We start from the raw sequence: 16,182 nt of genomic DNA, 5'->3' as shown, positions 1-16,182 counted from the left end.
TTCTTTGTTTGTTATGGTTGTTTTCCGATATAAGCTAAGATACCGCCATCTACATACAAGATATGTCCGTTAACAAAATCAGAGGCACGTGATGCTAGGAAGACAGATGGGCCAGCTAAGTCGATCGGGTCGCCCCAACGAGCAGCTGGTGTACGCCCAACGATAAATTGGTCAAATGGATGACGCTCCCCGTTTTCTTGTGTTTCTCTTAATGGCGCTGTTTGCGGCGTCGCAATATAGCCAGGTCCGATCCCATTACATTGAATGTTGTACTGACCATATTCTGAAGCAATGTTTTTCGTCAACATTTTTAATCCGCCTTTAGCAGCAGCATAAGCACTTACTGTCTCACGGCCAAGTTCACTCATCATTGAACAAATATTGATGATTTTCCCGCCACCTTTTTCAATCATATCTGGGATGACTGCTTTCGACATGATAAATGGTGCGTTCAAGTCTACGTCGATGACTTGACGGAAATCCGCCGCATCCATTTCGATCATTGGTGTACGTTTGATGATGCCTGCATTGTTGACCAAGATATCGATTGGACCAACTTCTGATTTGATTTGTTTGACCATTGCTTGTACTGCTGACTCATCCGTCACATCACAAACATAGCCTTTTGCTTCAATGCCAATTTCTTTGTAGTTGGCAATCCCTTCATCTACTGATTCCTGAGTTAAATTATTGAAGACGATCGTCGCTCCAGCTTCTGCTAATGAGCGAGCGATCTCAAAACCGATTCCGTATACCGCACCGGTGATTAAAGCGACTTTATTGTCTAAACGAAACATATCCATATTGAATGACATTTTTATCTTCCTTTCCTATTTCAATTGATCCATTGATACCATATCCATATCTGTATAGGTGATATTTTCCCCACACATTGCCCAGATAAACGAATAATTGCTTGTGCCAACACCTGAGTGGATCGACCAGCTTGGTGAAATCACGGCTTGTTCATTATCTACGACTAAATGTTTGGTTTCATCTGGTTTACCCATCATATGGAACACACGTGTATCTTCATTTGCATAATCAAAGTAAACATACGCTTCCATGCGACGTTCATGCGTATGGCAAGGCATCGTGTTCCATGAACTACCCGGTTCTAAAATGGTATAACCCATCTGTAATTGACAGCTTTCACAGACGTTTGGATGGATATATTGGTAGATTTTACGCTCATTCAATGTGACGCCTTCGCCTGTTTCCATGGGTTTCACTTGATCGATGCTGATTTTTACATTTGGATATTTGTGATGTGCTGGCACAGAACTGATGTAAAATTTTGCAGGGTTTGCTGGATCTACAGAGGAGAAGACTACATGCTCCGTTTCTTTACCGATGTAATACCCATCTTGTTTCTTCATTTCTTCTTTTCCACCGTCGATTTCAATGAATCCAGGTCCGCCGATGTTGATCACACCAAGCTCGCGACGTTCTAGGAAATAAGTAACACCTAGTTCTTTATCTAGTTTGATTTCTAATGGATTAGTTGTTGGTGTTACACCGCCGAAGATCATACGATCATTGTGCGTATAAGTAAGACTGATTTTCCCTGGAACAAATACTTTCTCTACCAAAAATTCATTTCTCAATTGTTCTGTTGAATAATGACGGATATCCTCTGGGCTATGTGTATAACGTGTTTCCATTTCTTGCATGTTGATAGACTCTCCTTTATCGAATGATTTTTCCAGAACCGCTAGCGATAAAACTAGCAACTTCTGCTTGATTGAATTGGTTGCAATCTCCATGGATCGTGTGTTTCAACGCAGAGGCTGCTGTCGCAAAATCAATAATTGCTTGTGGTTGCATCTCTTCTAAAATTCCATGAAGCAATCCCCCAGCAAACGCATCTCCTCCACCCACACGATCAACGATCGAAGTGACTTGATGAAGGGGCGATTCGAAATAGTTATCCTTCATCCACAAAGTACCTTGTAGATCATTTTCACTCGCTGAATGCACCGTACGTTTGGTTGAGTAAAACGTTTGGATGTTGGGAAATCTTTCTTGCATTTTTTCGTAATAATAAATAAGTGGATTTACTGTCGTTTCAGGTGCTTTTGCTATCCCTAACAAATAAAGCGCATCCATCTCACCGGCTGAACAAATATCCACGAGTGGTAATAATTGTTCTAACGCTTTACCCGCTTCTTGTTGTGTCCACAACTTGCCCCGATAATTGATATCAAAACTGATTTGACAGCCTGCTTGTTTGGCTGCTTCCATGAGTTCTTTTGTCAACCCTCGCCACTTTTCTGATAATGCCGGTGTGATTCCTGAAACATGGAATAGATCAACTCCCTTGAAACAGTCCTCCAATGACCATTCCAAGCAATCCATCACCGCGAAACTGGAACCGGCACGATCATAAATGACTGAAGCCGCACGTTCACCGATCCCTGTTTCCATATAATATGTGCCGAGCCGAGGGCCGCCTTTCAGCAGTAGACTAGTATCTACCCCATAGCTTCGTAAGTGTTTTTCGACTGCCAGACCCAGTGAATGTTCTGGGACTTTTGACATGAACGAAACCGTATGTCCATAATTTGCTAATGAGATCGCGACATTCGCTTCCCCACCGCCATAATGCGCGCAAAAATGATCACTGTCTTGTAACCGTTGTCCCTGTTCTGTCGACAAGCGTAGCATGATCTCTCCGAGTGTCACGACTCTTCCCATGAGCGGTTACCTCGTAATTTCTTTCATTTTTGCCGCATATTGTTGTGCGACTTTTGTCACTTCCTCAAAATCGCCATGAGCTGCTGGAGCCAACAAGTTCCCACCAACACCAACAGTGATCACGCCTGCCTCAAACCATTCTTGCATGTTTTCTAAACTGACCCCACCAGTAGGCATGATATTGACATGGGGCATCGGCGCTTTGAATGCAGAGATGATACTTGGACCGAAAGCACTTCCAGGAAATAGTTTGACGATGTCTACGCCACTTTTTAGCGCTGTTTTGATTTCATCGATCGTCATACATCCTGGTAAATAAGGGATTTGGTATAAATTGCATAGTTCTGCGGTTTCCTGATCAAAACAGGGGCTGACGATATACTCAGCACCTGCTAAAATCGCTAAACGCGCAGTAATAGCATCCAACACTGTCCCTGCACCGATCACCACATCCTGTTGGTCTTTGTATGTTTCTACTAGTTCTTTAATTACCCGATCTGCTTGTGGCACGGTGAAGGTCAACTCAATGCCAGTTAGTCCGCCTTTGATAATCGCGTGACAAGCATTCAGCGCTTCTTCATTTGTTGCTCCTCGTACGACTGCAATAACTCCCGCTTGTTTCAAACGAGATAAGATATCCATTTTTTTCATTTTCCCACCCATTTCTTATTTGGAAATTATAGTTTACAATAAAGAAATTTACATCTTCATTATACGGCAGGAATAAAAAAATGCAAACGCTTTTTAGTTTTTTTCAAAAGTTTTTTCGATTTCTTCTTTCGTTTGCAGGATCGTTTGAATGATTTGAGCTTTGCTTTCTTCACTTAATCGGTATTTCGGCATACTGACACTAAACGCTCCAACCACTTGGTTCTCATGAACTAAAGAGGTACCGATGCAAAAAATATCTTTTTCGACTTCTTCATCATCGAAGGCGATTTTTGTTTGTTTGACTTGCTGGATCTCTTTTTTTAGTTTTAACGGATTGGTAATCGTATATTCAGTGAATGGGATCAGAGGACATTTTTCAATATACTGTTGATATTGCTCTTCCGTAAAATGCGCCAAGACGGCTTTCCCCATTGCTGAACTATATAAAGGTCTCGTGATACCGATTTTTGAAGACATACGGATCGTTTGATTTTTAGGGTCCAACTTATTGACATAGAGAATCTCGTTGTTGTCTAAAATACCTAGATGAATAGTTTCGTCAATTGTTTGTTGTAGTTTTTCCAAAAATGGCAAAGTGCGTTCAACTAGATCGATTTGATCGATATTTTTGTTTGCATATCGGACCAGTTTTCCGCCTAAACGATAATTTTTTTCTTGATTTTTATTTACATAACCAATCAAGGATAACGTATCTAAAATTTTTAATGTAGTAGACGACGTCATGTCGATACCTTTCGCAATTTCTTGTAATGAAGCATCTGGATGCTCTGCTAGATAATCTAAAATATGTGAAGCTTTGATTAGAACGGTTCCATAAGGTTTTTTGTTTTCCATATTCCACTCTCCTATTTCTATATAGGAAATTATATCGGAAAGAACAATAATTTAAAAGGGATCTTTGTTTTCTTCTTCATAATGCGTATAATGAACAAACTCTCCTGCCAGATCTTTTTTCAAAAATTCTTTGGGAGTTACGCCAAATTCGGTTTTGAATGCGCGTAAATAGTGAGGATAAGAAGCGAAACCACATTTACTATAAACGGAACTTGAGCTGCCGTACTCTCTTAATAGTTGTTTTGAATAAAGTAGTTTTTTCTTCATCACGTATTGATGAAAGGTAAAACCAGTATGTTTTTTGAATTCGCGAGTCACATGATATTTACTGATGAAGAATTCTTTTTCCATTTGTTTAAGGGAGAGTGGTTCACTCAAATTCTTTGCGACAAATTGGAGCATTTTTTCTAACCGTTCATTCGGCACAGTGAAATTTTCTTCCGAAATATGTTCTTCGATCTGTACCATACGGTTGAGAAAAATCAAATATTCGACTAGTGCTTGTTCATAACGAATATCTGCACCATAATCTTTTCGATCCAACGTTTGGTCGATAAAAGAAAGTTTTTCTTTTAGTACTTGTGGTTCAATATGTAATATCCGGCTTCGGCGTTCACCGATCGGCCAAAAACAGGCGGATAGATTGGACCACTTGGTGGAACGACTCTCTAAGAATGCAGGGGTGATAAACATGTAGACACGCTCGAATACGTCAGTTGATTGACGAACGATCCGATGCAGATCTCTTGAATGGATCAACAAAACATTTCCTGGTTGTATCGTAAACTGACGACCATCTAAATAAAAAATGGCTTCTCCTTCTAAAGTAGCATGGATCTCATAGAAATCATGATGATGATAAACCGTTTTGTTTTGGCTAACGATATCTTTTACATGATAAATCTCATACTGATCCGAAATCATCGTATTCACTTGTTTTCCATTGATCGGTTTCTTTTCCATCTCTATCCCCCTTTTCCCGATTGCTCACTATTGAACAATGATACATTCTATTATTTTCTTATCCAGTGACTTGTTCCAACATGATTACACCTTGTTTTAGTGCATCATCTTTTGTTTCTTCTAAGACGATATAAAGATAAGGACGATGTTTCTGTGCGATGTTTACGATGGCTTCATAATCGATCATGCCTGTCCCTAGATTTACCGGGATGATTTCTTCTTCGTTAGAAACAATATAATCTTTCATATGCAATCCGCAAATTTTTTCTCCAAACCGTTCAAAGGCTTCTTCGACTAAACTTACTTGTTGATGATAGTTTTTTGCAGTGATTAGATTGGTTGGGTCTAAAATGATCCCTAGATAGTCCGAATCGATCATGGCAACTAACTCTGCCACACGATCCAATGAATACAACGGATGATTCAAGCCTGGTTCGATGCCCACCATCATACGATGTTTTTCTCCAGCTCGTACTAATCGGTGAATGGCTTCAACGATCTGTAAGAAGGCTTCATCTGAAAAGTTCTCCTCTGTATAACCCGCTTCACTCACGCTCCCCGTCTCGGTTGCGACCATCGTCGCTCCGAAGCTTGCAGCATATTGGAGATATCGTTCAAATTGATGAAGCACCGTTTCACGAACAGATAGATCAGGATGGATCATGTTGATATAACAGCTTAATATACCGACACTTATGCCTTCTTTTGCGAGGATATTCTTCATATATTGCCCCATTCCAGCATTGATGGCTTGTCCATCTGCTGAAAGTGTAGGAAATGAACGACTTAATGCCAATTGTAGCGTAGAAATGTTTTGTTGACTCGCTTTTTTTGCTAAATCATCCACGGTTTGTACATGGCTCAAGTCATGCCCTCTGGCGGCTAGGTTTAATTTCATCATGGCTTCTCCTTTATCCTAATAGATCCGGTAACCACATCACGATTTGTGGAAAATACGTAATCAACAATAAAACTGCTAATATGACACCGTAAAATGGTAACAGTGGCTTTAACATCGCTTCTGCTTTAACTCCACCAACACTCGCTCCTACATATAGTCCGGTACCTACTGGCGGGGTAATGGAACCGACACAAAGATTCATGATCGAAAATAAGCCATAATGGACTGGATCCACACCAACACTTGTCGCGATAGGCAAGAAAATCGGAGTAAAAATCAAAATCGCTGGCGCGACATCCATAAACATCCCAACAAGTAACAAAATGATATTGATCAATAATAAAATAATGAAGCGATTATCAGTAACTCCAATGATCAGACTGCTGATTGCTTGAGGTATCCCAGTAAATGCCATAGCAAATGACATCATGGAAGACGTCGCTAATAAAAACATGATCGTTCCCGACATCGCCACGGCTTGTACCAACATCTTTGGTATATCTTGTAGTTTCACTGTCTTGTAGAAGAACATGGAGATCAATAAAGAATACAATACCGCAATCGCAGATGCTTCGATAGCTGTGAAGAACCCTGTTAAAATACCACCAATGATGATAACGATCAAAGCTAAACTTGGGATTGCTTCTTTTAACACTTTTCCGACTTGCTTTCCTTGTCCTTTTGGTACTGTCGGATATTTATTTTTCTTCGCCACTACAAATGCAACGAGCATGATTCCTAACGACCACAAAGCTCCCACTAAATAGCCACCCATAAATAGAGCTGAAATCGAAGCGCCTCCGGCAACTAAAGAATACATGATAAAGGCTGTACTTGGTGGGATCACCATCCCTGTAGGTGCCGAAGCAATATTGACTGCTGTCGCAAATTTACGATCGTACCCTTCTTCTACTTGTTGCGGGATCAGCACCCCACCAATCGCTGTCGAAGCAGCAATCGCCGAACTGGAGATTGAGCCGAACAATGCGTTTCCTAAAACATTCGTATGGGCCAAGGACCCAGGTATCCGACCAACAAACAACATAGCAAAATCAACTAATTTCTTGGCAATCCCACCATGGTTCATAATGATTCCTGAAAAAACGAAAAATGGAATGGCAATCAATGAGAAACTATTGATACTCCCGACCATTTTTTGCGCAGAACTAAACGCTGCGACATCAAAGGGGATCACTAATAACAACGTGAGCATCGATGAAAAAGCGATACTGATTGCAATGGGCATTCCAACAATCAATAAAAAGACAAAAACAAAAAATAAAATTGCACCTGCTTCTAAAGCCATCAAATTCCTCCTATCCCTTTTCCTGAACGACAGACTTCCCATTCATTGCTTCAATCAAATTGATCAAACTGTAGATAATGATCAAAACACCTGAGACCGGCACCGATAAATAGACATAGCCCATCGGAATCCCTAATGAAGGGGAAATTTGCCCCATCGTCAATGTCACAGCATTCCAACCACCATAAACCATGATCGTGATTGCAAAAGCCAGAAAAAGACACTGAACGACGATCTCCAATACATTCGCTTTTGTGCCAGTCAGTTTCTCACTTAACAGCGTAACTGCTAAGTGCCCTTTTTGACCCACTACATAAGCGGAAGATAGCATCGCAAACCAGACTAACCCAAAACGCACTAATTCTTCTGTTACAGTATTTGGATTACCCAAAATCGTTCGCGAGAATACTTGCCATAAGACAATGATGATCATACCGATCAACAGACATGCTCCTAGAAATTCTAACAGCCGACTGATTCCTTTTTTCATCGATTACACCCCTTCTTCTTGGATCATTCGGTAAAGCGTTTGAAAATCTGGATGATTTTTGAATTCGTCATGCAACGGTGCGACTGCTTCACGAAATGGCGTATTGTCCACTTCATTGAACTGGACGCCATATTCTTCCGTTGCTACTCTTTTTTCTTCTTCGATTGCTTGAGCGAATGCTTCGATTTCAAAAATCGTTGATTCTTTCGCCGCTTCTTCGATTGCTTGTTGTTGTTCAGTAGTCAAACGTTCTTTGATCGCATCATTCATAATGATGATATCCGGTACTCGTGTATGTTCATCATAGGAATAATACTTGGCTACACCACCATGCCCGGCTGTGTACAAAACAAATTCATTGTTCTCTGATCCGTTGATCAAGTTAGACTGTAGCGAAGTATATACTTCGTCACTGCCCATCGGTACAGGTGATCCGCCTAGTAATTCGACCATTCTAATGGCCGTTTCACTTTGCATCACTCGGATTTTTTTCCCTTTTAGATCATCCGGTGTGTGGATCGGTCCATCGACCATATAAAAACTACGTTGCCCTGAATCATAATAGGTGAGACCAGAAAAACCTAAATCTGTCGTTGATTGATAAATGGGTTGCATGATTTCTTCGTTCTCCATGACATTGAAGAAATGTTGCTCATCATTGAACAAGTAAGGAACTGAAAAAATCGAATAGACTTTAGAAAAACTTTCTAACGCAGAGGCACTGACTTTCGTAAAATCAATCGCACCTGATTGAGTCAATTCGATCAATTCACGTTCTCCCCCCAATTGACCATCAGGAAAATATTTTACTTTGACTGAGCCAGCTGTTTTTTCTTCTACTAACTCTCCGAATTTATTCATTGCATCAATGACCGGCTGACTATTACTGGCATAAGCAAAACGTAAAGTAATCGTTGCTTCTTCCTCTGCATTTGCGACAACACCGACACTTGACTGACTACCACAACCACTCAAACCGAGGATTCCCAGTAAACAAAAAGCAAAAGCAAGTGTTTTTTTCATTTTTTTCTCCTTTCTATCAACAATACGACACAAGTAATTCTGTCAGACATAATACAAGTAACGATTGGCCATAAGGCATCGCTGTCTTGCCGATCGTACGGTAAAACTCTAGATCATCGCCCATCCCTGTACCTACCGAAACATTTTGGACTTCGCCAGTTTCATCTACTTGCTCAAGCAATCCCTGAATGGCACGATAGGCGATCTCTAAATATTTCTTAGGCAAATAGCGCTCATGCACTGCTTTTAAAATACCGTAAGCAAAACCTGCTGTCGCAGATGATTCTAAGTATGAGGTTGGATCATCGATCAAGGTATGCCATAAGCCACTTTCTGATTGATATTTTGCTAAGGTTTGCACTTGTGCTTCTAGCGTTTCGATTAATAATTTACGGAAAGCATCTCCTTCTTTCAGTTCAAGAATCGTGATGATCTCAGGAATCGCAATCGTCAACCAACAATTTCCTCGTCCCCAAAATGCTTCCGCATAATTATGATTACCTTCAAAGGTCCACCCGTGGTACCAAAGACCTGTACGTTTATCCATCAAATATTTGATGTGGATCATAAATTGGTATCTGGCTTCCTCTAGGTATTCTGGACGATCTAGGAGCTTACCGATTTTGGCTAATGGCAAAACCGTCATCATCAACGTGTCATCCCACAATTGATTCTTATTTTCTGGTCCATATGTAGCGTGCTGTAATCCGTCTTCCTCTGTCCGAGGCATATCATTCATGACCCATTCCGCCCATTGTTGCAAGTAAGGCAAGTAGCGTGTATCACCTGTCTCCTCATATAAATACGCCATCGTGAGGATTGGTGCCATCGTGTTGACGTTTTTTGGCGGTGCGCCTTCTTGCATCCGTGCTTCAAACCATTCCTTCACCACTTCCGCCGCACGAGGATTTTTAGTCAACTGATAATTTTTGTAGATACCGTATAGCCCTACACCTTGTGGCCAATTCCAAACAGACCAACTTTTGTCATCCACCTTTAACCCATCAAAATCCAATAAAAATTCACCTGAATCATCGTTGATCGTCGTCAAATTCTCCACTAATCGAGCGATTGTTTCTTCCACAACTTCTTTCTGTACAAATAGTTCCTCTTTAATAATCAATTTTCCCTCTCCTTTTTAAACGCTTTCATTCTATGCTGTTAATATATCAGTAAACGCTTTCTCAATAAATAGCATCATTTGAACAAAAACTATCTAAAATTGACATAACAAGATTATTAATGGATTTCATGCGAAAAAGAGTGCTACCAAAAGAAAAACCATGACGTTTATCGCTCGTCATGGTTTCAAAATCAACAGTTCATAAAAATGTATACACCATAAAAAATGGCAAACAAGCAATTAATGGAAACCAAAAGTAGTTCTTACGAAATCCCAACTCGCTATTCTCCTGATTCGCTCGCATCCGATCCCCTGAAACTGCTGTGCCAGAAAGTGCAATTCCGATCAAAAGTAAGCCAATGCCAATGTTACGTAAGATTTCTCGTTCCAAAAGAAAGGATAGTCCAAGAGAAACGACACATGCAATCAACAAAGTAACAATATATTTCTTCAAGATCTCATCTCCTTTTTTATAGAAAATAGTAGCATAGCATATTCATCAAAATGCCTATTATTCGAGTTATCTAATACTTCTTTTTTTAGAAATCAGAAAAAAAAGCTACGACATTTTTCTCTTCTAACAACATATTGAGCGATTCTACAACAATTATTTTTCGTAAATTCTTCTGATGTATCGCTTGATAATCATTATCTTAAAAAGAAAAAACAACGAACCAAGTGAGAAGATTCTCTCATGCTTGATTCGTTGTTGGGACAACTTTTAGTTATGAATTACGCATTATATGCGTCGATAATGATTTGTTTCAATTCACTGATCAATGGTTCTTTTGGATTGGCTGTTGTACATTGATCTTCATACGCTAATTCAGCCATGCGATCAACTGTTGTGTCTAATGTTTCTTGCGTCACGCCTTGCGCTCTCAAGCTCATGTCGATACCAACAGATTTTCCTAAGTCGCTAACAGCTGTTGCTAATGCTTCTACAAGCTCTGCTGTTGTTTTCCCTTTCAAACCTAAGAACTTCGCGATATCCGCGTAGTCTGTATCCGCACGGAAGTAGTCATATTTAGGGAACATCGCATGTTTTTGTGGATCTTTCGCATTGTAGCGGATGATATGCGGTAATAGGATCGCATTTGTACGTCCATGAGGGATACCGTATTCTCCACCGATTTTATGCGCAACTGAGTGACAAATTCCTAAGAAAGCATTGGCAAAGGCCATACCAGCCATTGTTGACGCATTATGCATTTTTTCGCGTGATTCCATATCTGGTGTTTTCACTGATTTTTCCAAGTAGTCAAAGACTAATTTGATTGCTTGTAAACTTAATCCACGAGTGTAATCAGAAGCCATCACAGATACATAAGATTCGATGGCATGTGTCAAGACGTCCATACCTGTATCAGCCGTAACTGAAGCGGGAACTGACATAACAAATTGTGGGTCAACGATCGCCACGTCTGGTGTTAATGCGTAGTCAGCTAACGGATATTTCACGTGTGTTTCACTATCTGTGATTACCGCAAATGGTGTCACTTCTGAACCAGTTCCTGATGTTGTTGGGATACATACAAACTGAGTTTTTTCAGGTTTGTCGATCTTGTACGTACGTTTACGGATGTCTAAGAATTTTTGTTTGGCACCAAAGAATGAAGTATCTGGGTGCTCATAGAACATCCACATGCCTTTTGCCGCATCCATTGCTGATCCGCCCCCAAGAGCGATCACTGTATCTGGTTTGAAGTCCGCCATCATTTTTGTACCAGCGTAAACTGTGTTTGTTGAAGGGTTTGGTTCAACATCTGAGAAGATCTCGATTTTCACATCATTTTTACGACGTGCTAATACTTCTCTTACAGTGTCACAGTAGCCGAATTGGACCATACCTGGGTCACAAACGATCATGACACGTTCGACGTTTTCCATTTTTTCCAAGTAAAGCAAAGAGTTCTTTTCAAAGAAGATTTTTGGTGGTAATTTGAACCATTGCATGTTATTTCTCCGTTTCGCTACAGTTTTGACGTTGATTAAGTTGACTGCTGATACGTTTCTTGAAACAGAATTCTTTCCGTATGAACCACAACCTAGTGTCAATGATGGAATCATTTCGTTGTAGATATTTCCGATTCCGCCTTCTGCTGATGGTGTGTTGACTAAGATACGGCAGGCTTTCATGCGTAGTCCGAATTGGACATGCAACTCTTCGTTTTCTGAATGGATGACAGCTGTATGTCCTAATCCACCAAGGTTCAACATTCCTTCACATAATTCGAAAGCATGTTCTGTACTATTTGATTTGACCATTGCTAAAACTGGTGAAAGTTTCTCACGTGAAAGTGGATAATCAGGCCCTACACCTTCTAATTCTGCCACTAATAATTTAGTTCCTTCTGGTACATTGATTCCTGCTAATTTTGCGATATCCATTGCTGAATGACCCACGATTGCAGGATTTACAGCGTATTTACCTTCATTCATGACAGCATCTTCTAATTTTGAAAGCTCTGCTGGTTTAACGAAGTAAACTTGGTGTGCTTGGAATTCTGCTTTTACGGCTGCATAGATTTCTTTATCTACGATGACTGCTTGTTCAGAAGCACAAATCATTCCGTTATCGAATGTTTTTGATACGATCAAGTCATTCACTGCACGTTTTACTTTTGCTGTTTTTTCGATATATGCAGGAACGTTACCCGGTCCAACACCTAAAGCTGGTTTACCAGTTGAATAAGCGGATTTTACCATGCCTGCGCCACCAGTTGCTAATACGATCGCAATTCCTGGATGGTTCATCAACATTGAAGTCGCATCGATCGATGGATGCTCGATCCATTGGATACAGTTTTCTGGCGCACCTGCTGCGATGGCTGCATCACGAACGACTCTTGCTGCCTCAGCGGAACATTTTTGAGCGCTTGGATGGAAAGCAAAAACGATTGGGTTTCTGGTTTTCAAAGCGATCATTGATTTAAAGATCGTTGTTGAAGTTGGGTTCGTTGTTGGTGTTACTCCACAAACGACGCCGACTGGTTCAGCAATCTCAATCAATCCTTTTTGAGTGTCTTCATTAATTACTCCGACAGTTTTGTCATATTTGATACTGTTCCAAATATATTCTGAAGCATACATATTTTTGATTGCTTTATCTTCATAGATTCCACGGCCAGTTTCTTCTACAGCCATTTTTGCTAGAGGCATGTGCTGATCTAATGCAGCCATTGCCATTTCATGCACAATGTGATCTACTTTTTCTTGATCGAAACTTTCCATTTCTTTCAACGCGACATTTGCTTTTGTCGCCAAGTCGTCGATCATCGCTTGTACATCAACAGTTTTCGTCTCTTCTTTTTCCATTATCTTAGCCATTATGTTCCTCCTACTGAGTCATGGTTATTTGTTAATTATTTCACATACACATCATACAACACTTTTTTTTCGATGTAAATACTTTTTTGTGATTTTTTTCACAGTTATGTTTTTCTTTAGAAAATAGTCCATTCAGTAGGATTGAACATCGAGTAACCCTTCAATAATGGAATAAGTGATTTATTTAGTAAAGTTACAAAAAAAAAGACTGATCGCCATCTTATCTCCATATGAGATAGGAATGACTATCAGTCTTTTTGATAAAGAATGCTCTAACTCCTGTACATTTAGCCAACGCGTGGCAAACAACCGATGTCTACAATTCTTTTTCTTCTTTTTTCTCTTCAGGTGTTTCTGGAACTTCAACAGTTTCAATTACTTCTGGTTCTGTCGGTTCTTCTACTGGTGCGATTGGTGTGCTTGTCATCGCGCCTGTACCTGGTTTTACCGTTTTGATGGCTGCTCGATCGTATTCTAAAAAGATCCCTTCGCAGTCTAAAACAACTGTACGATTTGTCTCGTCGATTTCTGAGACTACGCCATGAAGTCCACCGATCGTGACTACTTCATCGCCAGCTTTCATACTATCAAGCAAATTTTGACGTTCTTGTTGTTGTTTCTTTTGTGTACGTGACATAAAGAACCACATCCCTAATAGGGCAACGAACATCACTAACATTGGTAATGAACCCATTTTTTTCACCTCACTAACTAAATATCTACACTAAACACTTTAGCAGAAAAAGGCGCTAGAAACTAGTTTTTTAACTAAATTTCACAAATCCTGCTAGAAACTTTTTGCGTTTTCTTTATTGAACCCATACTCTTCGAAAAAGGCTGCACGAAACTCTAATAAGTTATCATCCATAATCGCTTGTCGAACTTGTTTCATCAAGTTTAATAAGAAGTATAAATTGTGATAAGACGTTAAACGGATCCCAAATGTTTCATCACATTTGATCAAGTGACGAATATACGCTCTCGTATAATTCTTACAAGTGTAGCAATCACATTTTTCATCGATTGGACGGAAGTCCCGGGCATATTGCGCATTTTTTACGACTAATCGTCCTTGCGATGTCATACATGTCCCGTTACGAGCGATTCTGGTCGGTAGAACACAGTCGAACATATCGACTCCACGAATCACACCATCGATCAATGAATCCGCAGCCCCTACTCCCATCAAATAACGTGGTTTATGATCTGGGATCAACGGTGTCGTAAATTCTAATACACGGTTCATCTCAGCTTTTGGTTCACCGACAGATAAGCCCCCAATGGAATACCCAGGAAAATCCATACTGATCAAGTCTTTCGCACTTTGTTTACGTAAATCTTCAAAACCAGCTCCTTGGATGATACCAAATAATCCTTGACGATCTGGATTCGCATGAGCTTTCAATCCACGTTCTGCCCAACGAGAAGTTCGTTCGACTGATTTTTTCACATAATCATAGCTCTCATCAAATGGAGGACATTCATCAAAACTCATCATGATATCAGAACCTAATTTATTTTGGATGTTGATGGCTTTTTCAGGAGACAAAAACATTTTTGAACCATTCAAGTGGTTTTTGAAATGCACGCCTTCTTCAACGATGTTCCGCATATCGCTTAATGAGAAGACTTGGAATCCACCAGAATCTGTTAAAATCGGCTGGTCCCAATTCATGAATTTATGCAAGCCACCTGCTTCTTCGACCAAATCCTCTCCAGGACGAAGCCATAAATGGTAGGTATTACTCAAAATCACGCCTGCACCCATTTCTTTTAGTTCTTCCGGCGACATAGTTTTAACGGTCGCTAATGTCCCCACAGGCATAAACATCGGCGTTGGAAATGTTCCATGAGGAGTAATCAATTCACCAAGGCGGGCGCCTGTATGTTTTTCTTTTTTTATTAAACGATAACGAATGGCAGGTTCTGTCATTCAATTCCCTACTTTCTTTTATAGAATCACGTTTGCAACTCCCACCATCATAATCTTTTCAACTACTTTTTGCAAGAGCTTCTCTTTTTTTATAGGTTTTTTTAACCTGCTTTTTTTGTGCACCTTTCAATAACGAAAGAGGATTCCTAGAGCAAAATCAGTCCTTCTTTGATATACTAAGACTATCAAAAAAAAGGAGTGGAAAATATGGTATCTTCTGGGGAATTAAAACAACAAGCAAAAGACAGCTTAAAGGGACGTTGGGGGCAAGCAATTCTATTAAATCTGATTCCAACATTGATCACAATTGCTATTATTCTTATTTTAGCTTTACCTACTGCTTTACTGATTGCAACGATGCAAGACAGTAGCGCAATGCAAGAAATGGTGAGTGGTTCAAGTAGCAGTAGTTCAGGCGGAGGGATCGTTTCTACGATCATCAGTGCATTGTTCATGAGTGGGATTTCTTGGACCTATTTAGACATTATCCGTGGGAAACGAACAACGATCGAACCATTCAAAGATGCTTTCCGCGGTTTTTCAGGCGTATTCTTCGGTGGCGTTCTATTGTTAGCACTAGTGACAACGATTTTCACTACGTTATGGGCATTGCTTTTAGTCATTCCTGGGATCATCAAAGGGTATGCCTATTCTCAAAGTTATTTCATTTACTATGATGTCGTAACAGAAACAGGCGAAAAACCAAAAATCCTTGATACGATCACTGCAAGCCGCAAATTGATGGATGGCTACAAAGGAAAATTATTCTGGTTAGACTTATCGTTTATCGGATGGCACATCTTAGCAATTGCTACAGTCGGTATCGGTTATCTATGGTTGAATCCATACATCACTGCAACTAAAGCTGCTTTTTACGAACAATTACCAAAACAAGTTTAATCAGCTTTTT

At 40.1% G+C, this 16,182-nt stretch carries 16 protein-coding genes; 1 reads left to right on the top strand and 15 read right to left on the bottom strand.

Features of this window, described 5'->3' with window-relative positions:
* Positions 1-11 precede the first annotated feature (11 nt).
* The 15 genes from IGK77_RS01260 to tgt form a co-directional block, all read right to left on the bottom strand.
* Positions 12-815 carry a gluconate 5-dehydrogenase gene (locus IGK77_RS01260; protein ID WP_074799601.1) on the bottom strand — a complete coding sequence of 268 codons (804 nt, stop codon included), beginning with the start codon at positions 813-815 and terminating at the stop codon, positions 12-14.
* Between the two features lie 15 nt (positions 816-830).
* Positions 831-1,673 carry a 5-dehydro-4-deoxy-D-glucuronate isomerase gene (gene kduI / locus IGK77_RS01255; protein WP_074799600.1) on the bottom strand — a complete coding sequence of 281 codons (843 nt, stop codon included), beginning with the start codon at positions 1,671-1,673 and terminating at the stop codon, positions 831-833.
* A 16-nt stretch (positions 1,674-1,689) separates the two neighbouring features.
* Positions 1,690-2,697: a sugar kinase gene (locus tag IGK77_RS01250; protein WP_074799599.1), complete on the bottom strand. Its 1,008-nt coding sequence runs from the start codon at positions 2,695-2,697 to the stop codon at positions 1,690-1,692.
* A 6-nt stretch (positions 2,698-2,703) separates the two neighbouring features.
* Positions 2,704-3,348 (bottom strand): bifunctional 4-hydroxy-2-oxoglutarate aldolase/2-dehydro-3-deoxy-phosphogluconate aldolase, encoded by a 645-nt coding sequence (locus tag IGK77_RS01245; protein WP_041684164.1) that lies wholly within the window; start codon positions 3,346-3,348, stop codon positions 2,704-2,706.
* 93 nt (positions 3,349-3,441) lie between these two features.
* Positions 3,442-4,203 (bottom strand): IclR family transcriptional regulator, encoded by a 762-nt coding sequence (locus IGK77_RS01240; RefSeq protein ID WP_074799598.1) that lies wholly within the window; start codon positions 4,201-4,203, stop codon positions 3,442-3,444.
* A gap of 51 nt (positions 4,204-4,254) precedes the next feature.
* Positions 4,255-5,166, bottom strand: a complete 912-nt coding sequence (locus IGK77_RS01235; RefSeq protein ID WP_066026117.1) for an AraC family transcriptional regulator — start codon at positions 5,164-5,166, stop codon at positions 4,255-4,257.
* A gap of 58 nt (positions 5,167-5,224) precedes the next feature.
* Positions 5,225-6,064, bottom strand: a complete 840-nt coding sequence (locus IGK77_RS01230; RefSeq protein ID WP_074799597.1) for a sugar phosphate isomerase/epimerase family protein — start codon at positions 6,062-6,064, stop codon at positions 5,225-5,227.
* A 13-nt stretch (positions 6,065-6,077) separates the two neighbouring features.
* On the bottom strand, positions 6,078-7,373 hold the full coding sequence (locus tag IGK77_RS01225) for a TRAP transporter large permease (RefSeq protein ID WP_071866135.1): 1,296 nt from the start codon (positions 7,371-7,373) through the stop codon (positions 6,078-6,080).
* A 10-nt stretch (positions 7,374-7,383) separates the two neighbouring features.
* Positions 7,384-7,863 carry a TRAP transporter small permease gene (locus IGK77_RS01220; RefSeq protein ID WP_071866134.1) on the bottom strand — a complete coding sequence of 160 codons (480 nt, stop codon included), beginning with the start codon at positions 7,861-7,863 and terminating at the stop codon, positions 7,384-7,386.
* Between the two features lie 3 nt (positions 7,864-7,866).
* Positions 7,867-8,886, bottom strand: a complete 1,020-nt coding sequence (dctP, locus tag IGK77_RS01215) for a TRAP transporter substrate-binding protein (RefSeq protein ID WP_071866133.1) — start codon at positions 8,884-8,886, stop codon at positions 7,867-7,869.
* A 16-nt stretch (positions 8,887-8,902) separates the two neighbouring features.
* Positions 8,903-10,009, bottom strand: coding sequence for a beta-galactosidase BglB (bglB, locus tag IGK77_RS01210; protein WP_071866132.1), 1,107 nt, complete (start codon positions 10,007-10,009; stop codon positions 8,903-8,905).
* 199 nt (positions 10,010-10,208) lie between these two features.
* Positions 10,209-10,463, bottom strand: coding sequence for a hypothetical protein (locus IGK77_RS01205; RefSeq protein ID WP_071866131.1), 255 nt, complete (start codon positions 10,461-10,463; stop codon positions 10,209-10,211).
* A 278-nt stretch (positions 10,464-10,741) separates the two neighbouring features.
* On the bottom strand, positions 10,742-13,339 hold the full coding sequence (gene adhE / locus IGK77_RS01200) for a bifunctional acetaldehyde-CoA/alcohol dehydrogenase (RefSeq protein ID WP_019722420.1): 2,598 nt from the start codon (positions 13,337-13,339) through the stop codon (positions 10,742-10,744).
* A 316-nt stretch (positions 13,340-13,655) separates the two neighbouring features.
* The gene (gene yajC, locus IGK77_RS01195) at positions 13,656-14,033 is read right to left on the bottom strand and encodes a preprotein translocase subunit YajC (RefSeq protein WP_010736590.1); all 378 of its coding nucleotides are present in this window, start codon (positions 14,031-14,033) and stop codon (positions 13,656-13,658) included.
* Between the two features lie 93 nt (positions 14,034-14,126).
* Entirely contained in the window at positions 14,127-15,272 is a 1,146-nt protein-coding gene (gene tgt, locus IGK77_RS01190; protein WP_010736591.1) for a tRNA guanosine(34) transglycosylase Tgt, read from the bottom strand.
* A gap of 207 nt (positions 15,273-15,479) precedes the next feature.
* On the opposite strand from tgt, the gene IGK77_RS01185 reads away from it, so the two are divergent.
* Entirely contained in the window at positions 15,480-16,172 is a 693-nt protein-coding gene (locus IGK77_RS01185) for a DUF975 family protein (RefSeq protein ID WP_071866129.1), read from the top strand.
* The last annotated feature ends 10 nt before the right edge of the window (positions 16,173-16,182 follow it).

Origin of the sequence: Enterococcus sp. DIV0806c (assembly GCF_051710905.1) — a bacterium.
Taxonomy (GTDB): domain Bacteria; phylum Bacillota; class Bacilli; order Lactobacillales; family Enterococcaceae; genus Enterococcus_B; species Enterococcus_B mundtii.
This window is presented reverse-complemented; position numbering and strand designations above follow the sequence as displayed.